The 18,647-nt window shown below is 42.0% G+C and carries 15 protein-coding genes; 2 read left to right on the top strand and 13 right to left on the bottom strand.

What is annotated here, in order from left to right; genetic code table 11:
• The first annotated feature begins 540 nt into the window (after window positions 1-540).
• The gene (locus tag AC6FXG_RS07590; RefSeq protein ID WP_500572210.1) at window positions 541-1,428 is read left to right on the top strand and encodes a LysR substrate-binding domain-containing protein; all 888 of its coding nucleotides are present in this window, start codon (window positions 541-543) and stop codon (window positions 1,426-1,428) included.
• A 25-nt stretch (window positions 1,429-1,453) separates the two neighbouring features.
• Here the strand turns inward: AC6FXG_RS07590 and AC6FXG_RS07595 are convergent, their stop codons facing one another.
• The 6 genes from AC6FXG_RS07595 to AC6FXG_RS07620 form a co-directional block, all read right to left on the bottom strand.
• Window positions 1,454-2,050 (bottom strand): LuxR C-terminal-related transcriptional regulator, encoded by a 597-nt coding sequence (locus AC6FXG_RS07595; RefSeq protein WP_500572211.1) that lies wholly within the window; start codon window positions 2,048-2,050, stop codon window positions 1,454-1,456.
• On the bottom strand, window positions 2,044-3,306 hold the full coding sequence (gene hutI, locus AC6FXG_RS07600; protein WP_500572212.1) for an imidazolonepropionase: 1,263 nt from the start codon (window positions 3,304-3,306) through the stop codon (window positions 2,044-2,046). The genes AC6FXG_RS07595 and hutI overlap by 7 nt, the downstream gene beginning before the upstream one ends.
• Complete coding sequence (gene ftcD, locus AC6FXG_RS07605) at window positions 3,299-4,195, bottom strand: glutamate formimidoyltransferase (RefSeq protein WP_500572213.1); 897 nt, start codon at window positions 4,193-4,195, stop codon at window positions 3,299-3,301. The genes hutI and ftcD overlap by 8 nt, the downstream gene beginning before the upstream one ends.
• Window positions 4,196-4,320: 125 nt before the next feature.
• Window positions 4,321-6,354 carry a urocanate hydratase gene (gene hutU, locus AC6FXG_RS07610; protein WP_500572214.1) on the bottom strand — a complete coding sequence of 678 codons (2,034 nt, stop codon included), beginning with the start codon at window positions 6,352-6,354 and terminating at the stop codon, window positions 4,321-4,323.
• Window positions 6,355-6,363: 9 nt separating this feature from the next.
• Window positions 6,364-7,899 carry a histidine ammonia-lyase gene (gene hutH, locus AC6FXG_RS07615; protein WP_500572215.1) on the bottom strand — a complete coding sequence of 512 codons (1,536 nt, stop codon included), beginning with the start codon at window positions 7,897-7,899 and terminating at the stop codon, window positions 6,364-6,366.
• A 275-nt stretch (window positions 7,900-8,174) separates the two neighbouring features.
• Window positions 8,175-8,615 carry a hypothetical protein gene (locus AC6FXG_RS07620; RefSeq protein ID WP_500572216.1) on the bottom strand — a complete coding sequence of 147 codons (441 nt, stop codon included), beginning with the start codon at window positions 8,613-8,615 and terminating at the stop codon, window positions 8,175-8,177.
• Window positions 8,616-8,852: 237 nt separating this feature from the next.
• On the opposite strand from AC6FXG_RS07620, the gene tyrS reads away from it, so the two are divergent.
• Entirely contained in the window at window positions 8,853-10,067 is a 1,215-nt protein-coding gene (gene tyrS / locus AC6FXG_RS07625; RefSeq protein WP_500572217.1) for a tyrosine--tRNA ligase, read from the top strand.
• 87 nt (window positions 10,068-10,154) lie between these two features.
• Here tyrS and AC6FXG_RS07630 read toward each other — a convergent pair whose 3' ends face one another.
• The 7 genes from AC6FXG_RS07630 to AC6FXG_RS07660 form a co-directional block, all read right to left on the bottom strand.
• A complete protein-coding gene (locus tag AC6FXG_RS07630) occupies window positions 10,155-10,796 on the bottom strand; it encodes a hypothetical protein (protein WP_500572218.1) in 642 nt (213 codons plus the stop codon).
• Window positions 10,797-10,842: 46 nt separating this feature from the next.
• A complete protein-coding gene (locus AC6FXG_RS07635; protein WP_500572219.1) occupies window positions 10,843-11,151 on the bottom strand; it encodes a type II toxin-antitoxin system RelB/DinJ family antitoxin in 309 nt (102 codons plus the stop codon).
• A 109-nt stretch (window positions 11,152-11,260) separates the two neighbouring features.
• On the bottom strand, window positions 11,261-14,098 hold the full coding sequence (locus AC6FXG_RS07640) for an insulinase family protein (RefSeq protein WP_500572220.1): 2,838 nt from the start codon (window positions 14,096-14,098) through the stop codon (window positions 11,261-11,263).
• An 8-nt stretch (window positions 14,099-14,106) separates the two neighbouring features.
• Window positions 14,107-14,703, bottom strand: a complete 597-nt coding sequence (gene recR, locus AC6FXG_RS07645) for a recombination mediator RecR (RefSeq protein ID WP_099951232.1) — start codon at window positions 14,701-14,703, stop codon at window positions 14,107-14,109.
• The gene (locus tag AC6FXG_RS07650; protein WP_075574524.1) at window positions 14,703-15,032 is read right to left on the bottom strand and encodes a YbaB/EbfC family nucleoid-associated protein; all 330 of its coding nucleotides are present in this window, start codon (window positions 15,030-15,032) and stop codon (window positions 14,703-14,705) included. The genes recR and AC6FXG_RS07650 overlap by 1 nt, the downstream gene beginning before the upstream one ends.
• Before the next feature lie 21 nt (window positions 15,033-15,053).
• Window positions 15,054-16,973, bottom strand: coding sequence for a DNA polymerase III subunit gamma/tau (gene dnaX / locus AC6FXG_RS07655; RefSeq protein WP_500572221.1), 1,920 nt, complete (start codon window positions 16,971-16,973; stop codon window positions 15,054-15,056).
• Window positions 16,970-18,400, bottom strand: a complete 1,431-nt coding sequence (locus AC6FXG_RS07660; protein WP_500572222.1) for a nicotinate phosphoribosyltransferase — start codon at window positions 18,398-18,400, stop codon at window positions 16,970-16,972. The genes dnaX and AC6FXG_RS07660 overlap by 4 nt, the downstream gene beginning before the upstream one ends.
• Window positions 18,401-18,647: the final 247 nt, after the last annotated feature.

Raw genomic sequence — 18,647 nt, forward strand, 5'->3', positions numbered from 1 at the left:
AGTCTTTGTCAAGGGTTTTTTACAATTTATTTTATTTTATTTTTATTCCCCGAATCTCCCTTGTTTCCTTGCCTCCAGCGTTTTTGTCTTCGTCTTTTGAAAAATTATTTTAAAAAATGTTTTAAAAAGCTTTTGTTGGGTAGGGAAAACATTTTTTTGCCATCGATTTGCGTAAGCAGGCTATGTGGATTGTGCGTTGCCAGTCGGTCAATTTTTGGCAATCATTTTTCTTGAGATTGTTGTATTCTTTCAGAAAAAAATCGGTCCACATTCTCCTCAGACTATTTCATTCAATCAAACATCGCCTTTGGCTCGTTTTCTTGAGAAATAGGTTGCGTGAGTCAACGCTTGCCAATCATCTTCACGCTTTCGCGTTCGATTCTTGGGCGTGGCTGCAAGTGGACCCTGCACAAATTTTGTTTTTTATTGCATTTAATATTCTTCCTATTATATTATATAAGACACAGTTGTAATTTTGTTTTGCTAAGGACTTTTAATTTTCGTCTATATGGTGTATAATATATCTTAATAGGAGGGCTTATGGACATAAGACAATTAGAGACTTTTATTTATCTATGCGATTATAAGTCTTTTTCAAAGGCTGGTGAGAAGCTTTTTATTACTCAGCCAACCGTTACTAATCATATTAAAAATTTAGAAAATGAACTCGGTGTTAGCCTGGTCAATCGCTTGGGCAATTCAATTTCTATTACAGATGCAGGTTCAATTTTATATAAGTACGCCAAGGATGTTCTCGATTCGATCAACATTGCCAAGCACAGTATCGTCATGTATGAGGGGACTATCGAGGGCAATTTAAATATTGAGACTTCTTCAATTCCCCTGCGTTTTTATTTGCCGGAGAGGATTTCTGGCTTTATGAAGCTCCACGACAATGTGACTTTTAATATTTCCTCGTCGGATTCTTTGTCCGTTATCTCCCATGTTAAAAACGGGCGTTCGGACTTTGGTATTGTCGGCTTTAAATCGGACGATACTTCTGTTGAATTTACCAAGATTTTTTCCGATGAAATATTCTTTGTAGTTTCCAAGGACAAGCTACCTGACTACAGAGCTTTCGATTATATTAGCACAGATGATATCAAGCACATCCCGCTTATTCTTCGCGACTCCAGGTCTGGAACCTTGCGGACTGTGGTTAATTCCATTACCAAGGTCGATCAAAATTTCTTTAAACGGGAGACTTCCGTCTGCGATGATAACGACTCTATTTTAAGAATCGTTAGGTCAGGCTACGGCGGTAGCTTTGTTTCTGGTCTTCTTATAAATGATGCCAGCGACCTGCTCCTCCTCCGCATCAAGGATGTGGATTTGACCAGAGATTTCTACTTAATATACAACAAATTAAAAAATCTATCGCCCCTGGCCTCGGCCTTTGAAGCGTATTTATTAGAAAAAAAGAACTGATATGAGAAAAACTCATATCAGTTTTTTATATGCTTTGATTTAAATATTCTATAACGGCCTGATAAAATGTCTTGGGCGCTATGGATTTGTTGATTAGACTTACTTGATTCCTGATCGTTTTTTCAGATATGTCCAGGGCCTCCGCTATTTCTTTAGTGGTCATGCCTTGGGCTGTCAGCGCACATATCTCGTATTGGCGCCGTGTCAGCTTATCTAAAAAGTCGTCTCTCTTGTAATTTTCTAGGCTCTTCGAAATATATTGCTGCCCTTGGTTAAGCTTGTAGATGGCTTCGTGGAGCTCACTGATGTCATCGTCATAAGCTATGCAAGCATCTATGCTTAATTTTTTTAAGTCCAACCTTCTGAAGTCTTTTTTGTTTTTCAAAATGACTATCATAGGTGCAGGTATTATTTCCGAATGGTTTTGCCTGCATACATAGAGAAAAAATCCATCCATTTTGTCCAAGACGTAGACGATCAGCCTGGCCCTCAGGTCGGTGTCTCCGTCTTTTTTCAGGTTCTCGGCCCTGTAATTATTCATCTCCAGGGCTTTTTCTATGCCAAAAAATTCTATATAAGAATCCGTTACAACTATTGCCCTGCGCTTTTTTTGCTTTAGCACTTATAGACTACTTTACCTTTCTTGATAACTTGGTCTGTGTGGTTGATACCAAAGTGGTAAACCAAGTAATCTAGGTTTGGTGCATTGAAGATTGCAATATCTGCTAGCTTGCCTTCTTCTAGGCTGCCAATTGTATCTTGGCGGTTGATGGCGCAAGCTGCATTCATGGTGACGCCAACCAAAACTTCTTCTGGTGTCATCTTCATATTTAAGCAGGCCAGGTACATGCAAAGTTGAATATTTTCAGTTGGGCATGAGCCTGGATTGTAGTCTGTGGATATTGCAACAGCAACTTCGTTTTCTATCATTTCTCTGGCAGGGGCAAAGATGCCGTCACCCATATTAAAGGATGTGCCTGGCAGTAGATTTGCAATTACGTCTCCGCGCTTGAGTTCGCTGACCCCGTGTGATGAGCACTTGATCAAGTGTTCAGCGGAAATCGCTCCCACGTCAGCAGCTACGGTTGTGCCGCCCAGTTCCACGATTTCATCTGCGTGAATCTTTGGAATGAGCCCGTATTCTTTGGCTGCCATAAGAAGTCTTCTGGATTGGTCTGCGTTAAAGACCCCCTCTTCACAGAAGACATCGCAAAATTCTGCTCTGCCATCTTCTTTAATCTTTGGTAGATAATCATTGATGACTATGTCTATAAATTCATCTGGATTATCCTTGTATTTTTTGGGAACTGCGTGGGCAGCCATAAAGGTGTGGACAATGTCGACCGGATGATTTTTGTCGATCCTATCTGCAACATTTAACTGTTTCATTTCAGTTGCAAAATCGTCAATGCCGTAACCTGTCTTGGCTTCAACAGTTGTAACCCCGTATGATAAAAGTTGATCAACAGATTTAACAGCTTGGTCGTAGAGCTCGTCTTCGGTCCGGTTTTTGGTTTGAGTCAGAGTGTACATAATACCGCCGCCTTGGGCTAGGATGTCTAGGTAAGGTACACCGTGGAGCTTTTGGTTTAGTTCATTTTCGCGGCTACCGCCATGAACCAAATGTGTGTGCGAATCAATAAGCCCGGGTGTAACCGTCTTGCCTGTGGCGTCGATAACCACTGCATCAGCTGTCAACTCGTAGGCCGGAGCCTTGTCGGCTGGGCCGGCGTAGGCGATCTTGTCACCTACTACCAGTACCAAACCGTTTTTAATTCTGTCAATTTCTCCCTGAGCCTTGCCGCGTCTCTTGCCATTTTCGCCAGAGACGGTAATGAGCTCCGAGATATTTTCAATCTTTAGACTTGGATTAATCATGAAGTTGTGTTTCCAAAACTTGGCTTGTTTCGAAATCATCTACTTGCAAGTACCAAGTAGCTACGTCGACCATGCATTGTAGTGGAACTAGGCCGATAACTTCTGAGTTAACAATTGTTACCCCGTATCTCATAGCTTCGCGTTTGATAGCTTCAAATACACGGAAAACTGGAGTCTTGGTGTAGTCAACAAGGTTCATGGAAACTTGAGCTAGGTTCTTGTCTTCTAGGAGAAGGCCGATAGCTTTGCAGTATGTGAATCCGCCGCCTTTTGCTCTCATGCTCTTGGCAATTTTCTTTGCGATTTCAACATCTGATGTGTTTAGGTTTACGTTAAATGCAACTAATGCTGGTCTAGCACCGATAGCAGATACGCCTGATTTTTTGTTGAGTTCTGTTGGTCCAAAGTCAGGTGCCCAACCTTCTTGTTTTAGCTTTTCTTCCATAGCTTCGTATTGGCCACGTCTAACATCTGCTAGGTTTTCTCTAGTAGGTGCACTTGCTGATCTTTCATATAGGTATACGGAGATTCCAAGTTCCTTGCCAACTCTTTCAGCTAATTTCTTTGAAAGTTCAACAGCTTCATCCATTGTGATTTCGCTAATTGGAATTAGAGGACAAACGTCCATAGCGCCCATTCTTGGGTGTTCGCCGTGGTGAGTTGTCATATCGATAACTTCTGATGCAACCTTGCAAGCGTTGAAAGCTGCTTCGATAACTGCTTCTGGTTCACCAACAAATGTAACAACACTTCTGTTGTGGGTTGGGTCGCTTGAGTAGTCTAGAAGTTTAACGCCTTCAACTTTTCTGATTTCATCAACGATTTTTTCTACCTTTTCCTTGTCACGTCCTTCACTAAAGTTTGGTACGCATTGTAAAATTCTTGCCATAATTTCCTCCTTTTGATTCATCCGCCCCAAGGGGGCAATTAATTTCTTACTTATTATACGTATACCCTTTATGGGTTACCGTTAATAATTATTTTTTAACTTTTTAATTAACTTTTAAAAAGTTTTTAGCAACCGCAGTTTTCATCCTTGTCGACAATACTGTCAATCAAATCATCGCTTGCGATGTAAGGAATTGTGATGTGGTTGGTGTCTGCAAATTGCTTGTTGTATTCGATAGTGGTTTCGATTGAGTGCTCGTTTCTTGCCCAGTTTCTTCTGGAAACGCCGACCATTGTATCCCATGGCATAGCTGATTTTAGAATTTCATCAACCCTGTCGCTGCCATCCAGAACCATACCAAATCCACCGTTGATTGACTTACCAATACCTACGCCGCCGCCGTTGTGGAGAGCGATTAAGCTCATGCCCCTTGCAGCATTACCTGCGAAGCAGTGGGTAGCCATATCTGCCATGATGTTGGATCCGTCTTTGATGTTGGATGTTTCTCTAAATGGTGAGTCTGTGCCGCCTGTGTCGTGGTGGTCACGGCCAAGCATAACTGGTCCGATTTCTCCATTTCTAACCATGTCGTTAAATTTAAGAGCAATCTTTAATCTGCCAAGAGCGTCTTGGTAAAGAATTCTAGCTTGTGATCCAACAACTAATTGGTTTTCTTCAGCGTCTCTAATCCAAATGTAGTTGTCACGGTCTTGGCCGCGTCTGTTTGGATCGATGCATTCCATAGCTGCGTGGTCGGTCTTGATCAGGTCTTCGTGCTTGCCTGATAGGCAGACCCATCTGAATGGTCCGTAGCCGTAGTCAAAGAGCATTGGTCCCATGATGTCTTCTACATATGATGGGAAGATAAATCCTTCGCTTTCATCTACGCCGTTTTTAGCAATGTCCTTTGCGCCTGCGTCGTAAACGGCCTTCATAAAGGAGTTGCCGTAGTCGAAGAAGTAGGTTCCCTTGGCTACCAAAGCTTTAATTAATTCATAGTGGTGGCGGAGGGACTTGTCAACTTCTCTCTTGAAGCCTTCGTGGTCTGTTGCAAGCATCTTGGTTCTTTCTTCAAAGGTCATGCCTTGTGGGCAGTAGCCTCCGTCGTATGGAACGTGGCAGGATGTTTGGTCTGATAGAAGTTCTATGTGAATGTCATTATCTACAGCGTATTCAAGTAGGTCTACAACGTTTCCGTAGTAAGCGATTGAACGAGGTTGTTTAGCATCCATTGCCTTCTTTGCCATTTCGAAAACGGTTTTTGCGTCGTCTGAGTATTCGTCGATCCAACCTTGTTCAAGTCTGGTTTCGATTCTTGATAGGTCAACTTCTGCAATAAGTCCAACAGCCTTTGCAATCTTTGCAGCCTTACCTTGAGCACCGCTCATGCCGCCAAGTCCTGATGATACAAACATGTGGCCAGCCAAATCTCCATCAGCAGGAACGCCAAGTTTCAAACGACCAGCGTTTAAAATTGTGTTGAAAGTTCCGTGAACGATTCCTTGAGGTCCAATGTACATCCAGCCGCCAGCTGTCATTTGTCCGTAGTTGGCAACGCCCATTGCGATTGCCTTGGCCCAGTGTTCTTGGTCGTCAAACATACCTACCATAAGAGCATTTGTAATGATAACTCTTGGAGCACGCTTGTTGGATTTGAAAAGACCAACTGGGTGACCTGAAGCCATAACAAGGGTTTGTTCGTCTGTCATAACTTGCAAATATTTTTTGGTTAGTTGATATTGCATCCAGTTTTGTACGACTTGGCCAGTTTCACCGTAGGTTACAAGTTCGTATGGATAAAGGGCAACGTCAAAGTCCAAGTTGTTGTCGATCATTAATTGGAAAGCCTTGCCTTCTAAGGTCTTGCCTTCGTATTCGTCGATTGGCTTAGCCTTGATATTTCCGTGTGGACGATATCTGTAGCCGTAAATTCTGCCGTAGGTCATTAGCTCATTGTAAAATTCTGGAGCCAATGTTTCGTGCAAGGATTCAGGGATATATCTCAAAGCGTTTTTAAGTGCTAGCTTAATTTCGTGCTTGGATAATTTGAGTTCCCTAACTGGTGCCCTTCTGATACCTTGTTGAAATTCTGGTTCTGGTGGCAACACATCGCTTAACTTAATGGTCATAGCGTCGCCGATTTGTGTGTTTGTAATCATAAAACCCTCCTATACTCTTAAATTTCCTATTGCTTCTTCAACTGCCTTGACGATTGAACCGTCTTCAAGCAGGTCGTCTACTTTTTCTATTTCTAAATTCATAACCCTGTCTAAGTCAATGTAGTCAGAGTGTTTTCTAATGATGTCATAGCAAGCTCTGGTGCCTTCGGATAATTTATCTTTTGATTCGTGAATGTCAATTGCTTGAGCTGCTGCAAGAAGTTCCATAGCCAAAACTTTTCTAGCGTTTTCATAAATTTCTCTAGCTTGTCTAGCTGCGATTGTTCCCATAGAAACGTGGTCTTCTTGGTTGGCTGATGATGGGATTGAGTCAACGCTTGCTGGGTGAGCCAAAACCTTGTTTTCACTTACTAAGGCTGCTGCTGCGTATTGAACGATCATAAAGCCGCTGTTTACGCCGCCGTGGGTTGTCAAGAATGCTGGTAGACCGTGGTTCAAAGCAGGGTTTACCATTTTTTCTAGCCTGCGTTCTGAAATATTTGCAAGTTCTGCCAAACCAATCTTCATAAAGTCAAATGGTAGGGCCATTGGTTGACCGTGGAAGTTACCTGCGCTGATTGAAGCTTCGTCATCAGGGAAGATAATTGGGTTGTCTGTAACGGCGTTCATTTCGATATCAACCTTAGTCTTAACATAGTTGAAGCAGTCCTTTGAAGCTGAGTGAACTTGTGGAACACATCTTAGGGTGTAAGCATCTTGAACACGAACATCCCCTTGGCGGGTAACATTCTTTGAATTTTCAAGGAGCTTGCCTACGTTTTCGCTAGTTCTAAACATGCCTTCGTGTGGTCTAACCTTGGCAACTCTTAGGTCGTAAGCGTCGATAATTCCACCAAGAGCTTCCATAGTCATAGCGTCTGCAATGTCTGCAATCTTTGCAAGCTGAATTGCATCGTAAAGGGTAAGTGCGCCAACAGCTGTCATAATTTGTGTGCCGTTAATAAGAGCCAAGCCTTCCTTACTTGTAAGTTCGATTGTAGGAATGCCTGCATCCTTCATAGCCTTTTCACTGGCAACAACTTCGCCCTTGTAATAGCAATCGCCAATACCCAGCATAGGTTGAACCATGTGTGAAAGTGGAGCCAAGTCGCCGCTTGCACCAAGTGAACCCTTTTCAGGAATAATTGGAGTAACTTCAGCGTTTAACATCTTGATCAAAGTTTCAACTGTTTCTAATTTTGCTCCAGAAAAACCCTTGGCCAAAGCGTTTGCCCTTAGCACTTGGGCTGCCCTTGCAGTTTCGATAGGAAGTGGATTGCCAACTCCGCATGAGTGAGAAATAATTAAATTTCTTTGTAGGGTCTTGGTTTCATCTTCCTTGATGTGAACTTCTGAGAACTTACCAAAACCTGTTGTAATACCGTAAACAACTCTTTCTTCTTCTACAAACTTATCAACCAATTTGCGTGAAGCGATGATTTGTGCCTTAGCATCTTCTGATAATGCTACCTCTGCCTTGTCCCTAGCGACAGCTACTAGGTCTTCTAATGTAAGATCGCTGCCATTTAAAATAACTTTTGCCATACTATCCTCCTAATCTTCTTTTAAAAACCTCTCCAATCACTAAACTGTGATAAAGCGAACAAAAAACCGCAACTTAGATGTTGCGGTTCAAAATCTTAAATTGAATTGTGAAATTTCTTCTCATAGGAAATCCCCCTTCAATAATTTGATTATAACACTTAAAAAAAATTAATGCAAGCAAATCGTGACTGAAATCACGAAAAATTTGTAAATATTTTGTAAAAATCTTTGAGAGAAATTTTTTAAAGGATTTTTTGTGAAATTTTAAAAGCTTCCTATAAGAAATACTCAAAAATAATATAATTATCCTCAGCCGGGTCATAAAAAATAATCATCAAATCGTAGCCGTCCTTAGAAAGGGTCCCCACATAAGCCATGTCATCAAAGGGAAAGTTTTTCTTGAAAAATCTTTTATAAATATCATTGGCCATGATTTTATCCTCAGATGGAATGGGATTTCTAGACCGCCTACCAAAGATCGAGGCCTCCGCCTCTTCCCTTTTGAATTTTAAAACCGTGTACTTGACCCCATCGCCCGTAAAACCCGTGTCGGATTCGTGGGCCACGACCTTGGCGCTCTTGGGGAGAGGCAGACTCCAGTTGAGGCTGATGGCAGATAAAGTCATCTCATCATGGTCTATGCGAAAAAACCTATATAGACCAAAGGCGATTAAAAATATTATTATTGTAACAATCAAAAACTTTTTTAACTTCATAAATCCTCCAGATAAATTATAACAGATATACCCAGTCATTTCCATCTTGACAGATTCCCAAATCCCTGCTATACTTAGGTTAGTCATAGATACGGATGATGTTTTTCCAGCGAGAAAGACGCTGGCGGCTTATCCCCGTTAAGAGATTTACTAGAGATGGATTCCCATGAAGATTGGTGGTACCGTGTTTGACGACGCCCAATTGTTCATTGGGTTTTTTTATTTTAGGAGGGAAATATGAAATTAGTTGAAGAATTAAGAGCCAGGGGACTAATTGATCAGATGACTTACCCCGAAGAACTCGAAGAAAAATTGAACAATGACAAAGTCACTTTTTATGTAGGTTTTGACTGCACAGCGGACTCACTCACAGCCGGCCACTATCTGGTAATTACCCTGATGAAGCGGATGCAAATGGCAGGCCATAAGCCAATCGCCATGATTGGTGGAGGCACAACTTTAATCGGTGACCCAAGTGGTCGTAACGATATGAGGGCTTTGATGTCCTTGGATTTTATAAATCACAACGCCGAATGCTTCAAAAAGCAACTGTCCATATTTTTAAATATGGACGGCGACCATGGCCTCTTTATGAACAACGGCGACTGGCTAAGAGATTTAAACTTCTTGGAATTTGTTCGCGAAATCGGCACAGAATTTACAGTTAATAGAATGCTTACATTCGACTGTTACAAAAATCGTCTCCAAGACGGGCTGACATTTTTTGAATTCTCATACATGCTCATGCAGTCCTACGACTTCTTGAAACTCTACAGAGAACAAGATTGTATTTTGCAAGTTGGCGGATCAGACCAATGGTCCAACATGCTAGGCGGATACGAACTCGTTCGCAGGAAGGAAGACGCCAAGGTCTACTCTATGACCATTCCACTACTGGTCAATGCTGACGGAGTCAAGATGGGCAAGTCCATGGGTAACGCTGTTTGGCTGGACGAAAACAAAACTTCTCCATTTGATCTATACCAATACTTTAGAAATGTTGACGACAGGGACGTAAAGAAATTTATGCTCCAACTCACATTCTTATCACTTGATGAAATCGACAGAATCACTTCCGAAGAAGATATCAACAGGCAAAAGGAAATCCTGGCCTACGAAATCACCAAGGACGTTCACGGCAAAGAAGCAGCTGACCAAGCAATTGAAACTGCTCGCAAGCTCTTCTCAGGCAAGATGGATTTGGAAAATATGCCAGCCTTTGAAATCGAAAAAGCAAAAATCGCTGACGGCATTGGCATTTTATCCCTAATGGTTGAAGCAGGACTTGCCAAATCAAATGGCGAAGCCAGAAAACTCATCCAAGGCGGCGGTGTTTCAATCGACGATGAAAAAATCACCGACCCACAATTAAATCTTCCAGCCGATAAGTTCGACCAAGAATTCGTGATCAAAAAAGGCAAAAAAACCTTCCTCAAGATCACAGCAAAATAAATATTAAAAACAAAGAGCACACCTGTATTTAAAGCAGATGTGCTCTTTTTGTGTGTAAATATAAAGTTTTTAAATTAAAAGCTTCTTTCAGCTAGTATATTTCAAAATCTCATGGACGGCATCTACTAAGGCGTAGTACTTTATAGAATCTCTAAATCTAGCCCCAGGGTGGCAGTGATCAATAATAATTTTATTTGCCAACCTAATGTAAGGGATACCTCTTCTGGTCATTTGCCAGTTTTTATAAGCTGGGTCTATACAGTTGTTAACATAATCTACAGCTGTTCCACAGCAAATAATTATATCTGGATCATACAAATCAATTTGCTCTTTTATTATCTGCTTGTTTTCACAAGCTGCTGCCGAAATTTCATTGGGGATTGATTCGTAGGTCCCTGATAGTTTTTTTAAATTGACTGCTCCTATTTTCTTAAGATATTTCATTCTCCTAGCTTCATTATCTTCTTTAAGGTAGTCCCAGGGATAGTCCTTGTCTAAATTTAAAATTCCCTCAGTCCATCTGGCTATATTATCCCAAGTTTGGCTGCGGCCACCATCTTTAATAAAATCTCTGAGGTCCCAGCCTTTGCCGCCATTTACCTCTTTCATAATATAAATAATTTTATACTCAGCAGATAAGTACTGACTTTCATCTGCAAGTCCATCTTTAATTATATCCGGATTTTTTAGCTTGTCAAATATTAAATCCTCTTTTTCTCTTATAGTCATAGCTACCTCTTTTTGAAATCATAACTTTTTATTTCAATTTCACCGATTATTTAATATCGTGCTCTTCTCTTAACTCAGCAAAAACTTCCTCTGCTGGATAGGCTCTGCCTGCTTCTACATCGTCAATGCCTTTTTGAATTTCCCTATCCAAATCTTCCTTGGTCATTTCATCCAAAAACAGGGGTCTGGGCTCTTCCAATTTCAAGTCAAAGGGTATGCCGCGTTTTAAAACGATTTGCCTGTAAAACATATTTATCGCCGTTGAGGCGGAGAGCCCCAAGCTGGATAAAATTTCCTCGGCTTGGTTTTTGAGTTCAGGTTCCATTCTAACATACAAACTTTCGGTCTTGGCCATAAGATCTCCTCCTTTTATAATAATTATAGCACTTTGTATGGACATACGCAATACAAAACGCTTTTTATTTGCAAGAAAAAACTGCCCAAGATTAGGGCAGTTTTAATTCTTATTTTATTTCAATTGTGTCTTCAAATTTAATTTTCGTTTCTTCCATACCCTTATCATTTGTAAGAACTGCCCGGCCTTTATTCTTCATGGCAGCTTCCAATTTATCTGCGAAGGCCTTGAAGGATTCGTTGTCAGTCTTTAGAGCTTGGCCCAGTTCACGGTTGGTGTCGTCCACTGTCTTGTGGCTAAGTAACATGCCAAAGGTTGTCAGTGACTTTTGCCTTGCCGTTAAGAGTGGATCAAACATATTGTAGGCACCGATGATGAGTGAATTTAAATCTTCCTCTTTAAAGTCCCTAGTCCTTAGCCAATCGTAAGCGTTTTCGTAAACTTCAAAGGTCTTGTCCAGATTTGGATCGCGGTAGGAGAACATGTAGACCATATTGGCTGAAACGTTGATACCGTCTCCATAGGCTCCGCCCTTGGCCCTGATGTTGTCGTGCAAGTATGAGTTTGAAAGGGCGCGTGAAACCACATAGTCAGCCCCGTTTTCTAGCTCGTATGGGCAAGCGTCCACGCAGTAGTTGACGTCTGTCATGGCAACAATGGCAGTTGATTTGGCTGTGCCAGATCCTACTGGGATTTCCTTGCGGTCACGACTGTCAGTATAAAGGCCTTGGTCTGTCAAAACTTTTTTAATTTCTTCAAAGTCTTCCTCTTCGCCAGTGATATGGAAGAGGCCATTTGAATTGAAGATGTCCTGATATTTTTTATAGCCATCATTTAAAATGCTTTCGATCTCAGCATCTGATTTTGCCAAGAGCTCTTCAATGGCCTTGATTTCTCTAGTTCCACTCAAGAGGGCCCTGATTTCTGCTGCCCTGCCAAAGCCCTTTAAGGCTTCTACAAGGGTGATGCCCACTCCGCCCATAACTGCTGTCATCTTTTTCTTAGTTGTCTCAGCTGTTAATAGCTCGCGGACCCTGGAAATTTTTGAGAAATCTGTGTTAAAGGTGATTTCCTTTAACAATTCAAAGGCGTCTGCAAAGTCTCCGCGGTTGGCGGAAATTCTTTGGACCAAAGTAAATTCACCACTTTCCTTGTCGTAGTACTTGCTTGCTGCAAAGCTTTGGTCGAAGTCGTAGGCCTTGAGGTTGATTGCTGTATTTAAGTCCTTGTAAGAATAATTTTTAGTGTCGACCTTGCCAATGAGCTTAGAAATTATATTTAAAATTTCTATGTCCCCGTCTGCCATGTCATCGATCGATGTGCTGGCGTCCATATATAAAACTCCGTTTGTAAAGGTGTCCACAAAGGACAAGTTGCCGTCGATTTTAACAGGCACTTCATCAACCTTGGCCTTTAAGTCCTTGACATCCAGGGCAGGAATTGTAGCCTTGGCTTCTTCGCTATCCTCGGATAATTGGAAGGCGAAGAGGTCCTTGGTGTCTGCAATTAATTGTTCAATTTCCTCATTCGATAGAGATTTTTTGTAGGCTGCCATCTTTTCTTTGAGGGCGGCCTCTCTCTTGTTATTTAATTCTGCATCTGGTTTGATGACCAAAACCATCTTGTCGCCATTTAAATATTTTTTGGCGTAGTCCTTGACCAGGCCAGGATTTTTTTCTATTGTCTCGATGGCTTCTTTAAATTTGAGGCCTTGGATTGGGTCATTGCCATAAAGCCATGAATCAGTTGCCCTGATGTAGACCATGATTCCCTTGTGGGGGCTGTCGCCAAAGTTTAGTGTGTCGTATTTTTGTTGGTGGATCAGGGCCTTTAAAACATTTTCTTCAATGCCGTCTTCGGCGAGTTTTTTGAGCTCTTCTTCCACAATTTTTACGATTTTATCCTTGTTGGCGGCGTCAGTCTTCTTGGCGATAACAGAGAAATTTAATTTGTCTCCAATAGAATATATACCAGTAACGTCTTCAGCCAGGCCTTCTTGGATTAGGCGGTCCTTGATATTGGACCCATCTTCGCTGATCATGGCTGACTCAATCAAATCGTGGACCAACTTGTCCACAGGATTTTTTCCGTCCCCGCAAACAAAAGACACGGTCACAAAATCATTCTTGGCCTTTTCTTCCCCATAATAATACAAGACTTTTTCAAAAGATTTTTCCAAAGGCTGAATGTCCTTCATATCGTCGACCAATTCAACCTTTTCAAATTGAGATAAGTACTCATCCAAATGAGCCAATTCCTTCTCGGTATCGCCGTTACCCCAATAAAAAACATAAGAGTTGGTCGGATTGTAATGGCTCTTGTGGTAGGCGCGGAGTTCGTCCAAAGTCAGGTCTGGAATATCCGCAGGGTCCCCACCTGAGTTATAGCAATAAGAAGAATTTGGATAGAGATACTTGCCAATCAATTCATAAACTTGAGAAATATCTGAGGACATGGCCCCCTTCATTTCATTGTAGACAACGCCGTTTATCTTGATGTCGTCGTCTGCATTTTCAATTTCATAGTGCCAGCCTTCTTGCTTGAAAATCTTGTCGTTTTCATGGAGGGCTGGGAAAAATACTGCATCCAAATAAACATCGCAAAGATTAAAAAAGTCCCTTTCGTTCCTGGATGAAATCGGATAAATGGTCTTGTCATTAAAAGTCATTGCATTCAAAAAAGTTTGCAAGGAGTTTTTGATCAGGTCCATAAAAGGCTCCTTGGTCTTGTACTTGCGGCTGCCGCTTAGAACCGAGTGTTCCAGTATGTGGCAAATGCCTGTGCTGTCCTCGCGAACAGTTTTAAAGCCAATTGAAAAAGCCTTGTTGTCGTCATCGTTTTCCATCTTTAAAACGCGGGCACCAGTTTTTTCGTGTTCAAATAATCTGGCCTTGGACTTGTACTCGTCCAGCCATTCTTCCTTAATTAATTTATATCCCTTGTACATATACACCTCTAAATTTCAATCCTGCCCTCGTAACTCCGCCTCAGAGTCAGAGGATCAAAGTATTCTAAGACCCCGCCTACTGGCAAACCAGTTGAAAGCGTAGAAACTTTTTTGCCAGCTTCTTTAGCCAGCATAGATAAAAATTTCGCCGTGTGTTCACTTTCAATATTTGTGGCCAGGGCCAAAATAATTTCCTTAACTTCTTCTGATTTTAATCTTTCGACAAATTCATCGGCGCCAATTTCCTTTGGACCAATCCCCTTAACGGGACTTAGCTCGTCATTTTTCAAAACAAAATAGAGGCCATCGTAGCCCAGCGATTCCTCAAAGGCGTCAATGTCCTTGACCGATGCAACCACCATAAGCTTTGAGTGATCGCGGTTGGGTGAGCTGCAGATGGGACAGATTTCCTCTTGGGAAAAGTTTCCGCACATCTTACACCGCTGGATCTTGTCCTTGGCCAGGACAATGGCATCCACCAATGCATCCACGTCAGCCTCTGGCATATTTAAAATGTGAAAGGCCAAACGCTTGGCAGATTTTCTCCCAATGCCCGGCAGCTTGGACAGCCTGTCCGACAAATTGTCAACGTAATTATCTGCCATTAAAACATTCCTGGCAGGTTGAGTCCTTGGGTGTACTTGCCCATGGATTCATTCATTTTTTCTTCGGCAGTGGTGATGCCTTGGTTAACAGCTGCAATTATTAAATCAGTCAGGGTTTCAATATCGTCTGGATCAACTACATCTGGGTCGATGTCCATGGATAGAACTTCCTTTTTGCCGTTGATAGTGAGCTTTACAACTCCGCCCCCAACTGAAACTTCAAATTCTTCGTTTTCGATAGCCTCTTGGCTTTCTTGCATGTCCTTTTGTAGCTTTTGCATTTCCTTCATCATTTTTTTCATATTGCCGCCACCTGGAAAATTTCTCATAATAACCTCCTAAAATTTATTTTAACTAATAATATTTAATTTGTCTCCAAACAAGGCCTTGGCCCTTTCAATGGCCGGGTCCTCGTTCTCCTTTAAAATACTTACCCGTCTGCCGTAGGAATCAAAAATCACTTCTTCGATTTCCGCCTTAAACATATCCAGACGGTCGTCATTTACAGCTGGGTTTTTGAGCCTAAAGATCAAGTGGTCGCCCTCCATCCTGATAAAAAACACCTCGTTTATGTCTACCAAGAGCGGGAGCTTGTCAACCAGCAGGTCGTAAATTTCATTGCCCGATGGATTGTCCTCGGTAGTATTTTCTGAGATGCCTTGAGCTGGTTCATTTAAATCTGCACTTTCATTTGTAGCTGGAGCTTCATTTTCCTCTTCAGCTTCATTGGTCTCTGTAGGCTCATTTGCTTGTGCGTGTTCATTAGTAACCGTCTGATCACTAACTTGTGCAGGTTCACTAGTAACCGCACCTTCACTAGTCACTGGTCGGTCGTTTTTACTTGCCTGCTCGCTAGTCCGTGGCTTTGTACTTTTAACTTGCGGTTCAAAATCGTAGGCCTCTTCCATATCCACGCCCTCTATAAAATCAAGATTGGCGTAGGGGTCGTCTCCTCCAAAATTTTGGGCCTGGCTTTGGGCCGGCTCTTGCTTTGCCGACGACTTTGAATCTGCATTTGAAATCGCATTTTTATTTTCATTATCGCTGGCCTTTGAATCTGCGTTTGAAATTACGTTTTTATTTTCACTTTCCCTTGAGCCTGAACTTGAATTTAATCTTGCATTTTGTTTTTCACTTTGACTTGTGCTTACACTTGGCTCAGGCATTTTTATTTGGCCGGTCGGATAGGACTGACTCTTTATATAATCGTCCTTGACTATGCCAAGTAGGCCAATTTGAAAGACCATAAAGCGGTCGTAGGCATTGGAAATATCATTTAAAATTAGCCTCAGCCTCTCCAAAATATTTAAAATAGCCGGAACTTCAATTTGATTAATAATTTTAAAATACTCTTCCTTATTTAATACATCAGCCTCTTGGTCGATCTTTAAAACATAAAGGTCTCTAAAAATTTGCATTAGCGAATAAATTAATTTCTCCGGACTCCTGCCCAAGTCTTCCAGCTGGTCAGTTTCATTTAAGACTCCCATGTAGTCAAAATTTATCATGGCTGTAACAAGTGGCATAAGCTCGTAAATTCCCGTGAGTCCCAAGAGTTCCACGGCTTCCTTCTCGCCGATTGGCCTTTGGGGAAGTCCCAAGACTTGGTCAAGGGCTGAGAGCGCATCCCTCATGGACCCCCGAGACTCGTTGGCGATGAGTTTAAAAACAGAATCATCTATGTCTTCATTTAATTTTACCGCCGCATTTTTTAAGGCTTTTTCAATGGCCCGCTTGGAAATCGTGTGGAAGTCAAATCTTTGAACACGTGATTTTACCGTGTCAGGTAATTTGTCTGGATCTGTGGTCGCCAAAATAAAAATTAAATGCTCTGGCGGCTCTTCCAAGATTTTTAAAAGCGCGTTGAAGGCCGAATTTGAAAGCATGTGAGCCTCGTCAATGATATAGACTTTCTTTTTTAGATTGGTCGGCGGATAAACGCCCATGCTCTTGAGTTCGCGAATATTGTCGACCCCGTTATTGGAAGCCGCGTCCAGCTCAAGGACGTCAACCGACCTGTCTTCCAAAATCTCCAGGCAGTTTTTGCACTTGTTGCAGGGCTCACCATCAATTGGATTTAAACAGTTGACAGCCCGCGAAAAAATCTTGGCCACAGAGGTCTTGCCAGTCCCATGAGTCCCGCAAAAGAGATAGCCATGGCTGGTCGCCTGGTTTTTTATTTGATTTTTTAGGACAGATGTAATGATGTCCTTGTCTATAACTTCTGCAAAGGTCCTTGGCCTAAGCACTCTGTAAAGGGCCTTCTTCATTTGGCCCTCTTGATCAGGTCGTTTCTGAGTTCAAAGAGACCTTGGCTGAGGTCCACATAATATGAATGTGGTTCGTCAAGGCGTTTGACTTCTTCCCACAAGCGGTCTTGGTTTTCGCTTGCAAAGGCTTTGATATCGTAGACGTCGGGGCTCTTGTAAACCAGTTTGCCCTTTTCAAAAATCGGTTTTAAAAGTGGCTTGGCCTCATAATTTTTAATAGTTGTCCGCTTCCAAGTATAAAGTGGATGGAAGATTTCAAATTCTTCTCCGCTTGGAGCTTCTTCGTCTCTTAGGGCAACCAGGTCAGCTTGCATGATGCCGGTATCCTTGTCGTAGAACCTGTAAACTTGCTTGAAGCCAGGATTTGTAATCTTGATAACGTCTTCTGAAACTTTAATCTTCGGAACCATTTGCCCGTCTTTTTCCACAGCGACCAATTTGTAAACGCCGCCGAAAACTGGGTCGGACTTGGCTGTGATCAACCTTTCACCAACGCCAAAGGAATCGATTTGGGCCCCTTGGTTTAGAAGATCGCGAATTTTAAATTCGTCCATGGAATTTGACACGACGATTTTCGCATCAGGAAAACCTGCCTCATCCAGCATCTTCCGCGTTTCTTTTGTTAGGTAAGCGATGTCGCCCGAGTCTATACGAATGCCAAGTGGCTCGTGGCCCTTAGCTCTCAATTCTTTAAAAACAGTAATTGCATTTGGAATTCCCTGACGCAATACGTCATAGGTATCGACCAAAAGTAAAGTGTGGTCAGGGTAAACGTCAGCGTAAGCCCTGAAACTTTCCAACTCTGAATCAAAACTTTGCACCCATGAGTGGGCCATTGTTCCTGTGGAAGGAATACCCGCCTGCCTGTCCATGTAGGTGTTGGCAGATGATGCGGCCCCACCAATGTAGGCGGCCCTTGCCCCGTAGTTTGCAGCGTCAGCCCCGTGGGCACGACGAGAACCGAATTCAGAAATCGCCCGGCCCTTTGCCACGCGAACCATGCGTGAAGCCTTGGTTGCGATTAGGGATTGGTGGTTTAAAATTAAGAGAAGCATGGTCTCTATAATTTGCGCCTGGTAAATTGGGCCGCGGACCGTCAAAATCGGCTCGCCGGGGTAAATAATTTGCCCTTCTTCCATGGCCCAAATATCGCATTTAAATTCAAAGTCCTTTAGCATTTGCAAAAATTTCTCGCCAAAAATCCCTTTGGACTTAAAAAATTCTATATCTTCATCATCAAATTTGAGGTCCTCAATGTATTCGATAAGGGTGCTCAAACCTGCAAAAATTCCATAGCCCCCGTCGTCGGGAATGGACCTAAAAAAATAATCATAGTAGGCAATCCGATCGCCCACCCCTGATTCTAAATAACCGTTTGACATTGTAAACTCGTACAAGTCAGCAAGCATTGATAAATTTCTACTCATTGTGCCCTCCTTGACATAATTATAACACAAAATATAGGCGATATCTAGTTTAGAAATCAGTCGCCTTTTATGTTTTTTAATAAACTTGCAGATCATTTTTATATGTAAAACACTTATTTAATTTTTAAACCTGTAGCCTCTTACTTTGTTAATATAAATGATAATTTTTTCTCCAAACTCGTGACCTCTTCCTTTGTTAATGTCATTCTAAAATTTCTTCAAAAATACAGTCGAGCAATTTGTAGAT

The organism is Ezakiella massiliensis (assembly GCF_059862345.1).

What these genes read in the sequence shown, in the direction of transcription:
- hutU (WP_500572214.1), bottom strand. Translation starts at nt 6,354, where the DNA reads ATGATTACAAACACACAAATCGGCGACGCTATGACCATTAAGTTAAGC.
- AC6FXG_RS07635 (WP_500572219.1), bottom strand. Translation starts at nt 11,151, where the DNA reads ATGGCCAAGACCGAAAGTTTGTATGTTAGAATGGAACCTGAACTCAAA.
- tyrS (WP_500572217.1), top strand. Translation starts at nt 8,853, where the DNA reads ATGAAATTAGTTGAAGAATTAAGAGCCAGGGGACTAATTGATCAGATG.
- AC6FXG_RS07640 (WP_500572220.1), bottom strand. Translation starts at nt 14,098, where the DNA reads ATGTACAAGGGATATAAATTAATTAAGGAAGAATGGCTGGACGAGTAC.
- hutH (WP_500572215.1), bottom strand. Translation starts at nt 7,899, where the DNA reads ATGGCAAAAGTTATTTTAAATGGCAGCGATCTTACATTAGAAGACCTA.
- recR (WP_099951232.1), bottom strand. Translation starts at nt 14,703, where the DNA reads ATGGCAGATAATTACGTTGACAATTTGTCGGACAGGCTGTCCAAGCTG.
- ftcD (WP_500572213.1), bottom strand. Translation starts at nt 4,195, where the DNA reads ATGGCAAGAATTTTACAATGCGTACCAAACTTTAGTGAAGGACGTGAC.
- AC6FXG_RS07590 (WP_500572210.1), top strand. Translation starts at nt 541, where the DNA reads ATGGACATAAGACAATTAGAGACTTTTATTTATCTATGCGATTATAAG.
- AC6FXG_RS07650 (WP_075574524.1), bottom strand. Translation starts at nt 15,032, where the DNA reads ATGAGAAATTTTCCAGGTGGCGGCAATATGAAAAAAATGATGAAGGAA.
- AC6FXG_RS07620 (WP_500572216.1), bottom strand. Translation starts at nt 8,615, where the DNA reads ATGAAGTTAAAAAAGTTTTTGATTGTTACAATAATAATATTTTTAATC.
- dnaX (WP_500572221.1), bottom strand. Translation starts at nt 16,973, where the DNA reads ATGAAGAAGGCCCTTTACAGAGTGCTTAGGCCAAGGACCTTTGCAGAA.
- AC6FXG_RS07660 (WP_500572222.1), bottom strand. Translation starts at nt 18,400, where the DNA reads ATGAGTAGAAATTTATCAATGCTTGCTGACTTGTACGAGTTTACAATG.
- hutI (WP_500572212.1), bottom strand. Translation starts at nt 3,306, where the DNA reads ATGATTAATCCAAGTCTAAAGATTGAAAATATCTCGGAGCTCATTACC.
- AC6FXG_RS07630 (WP_500572218.1), bottom strand. Translation starts at nt 10,796, where the DNA reads ATGACTATAAGAGAAAAAGAGGATTTAATATTTGACAAGCTAAAAAAT.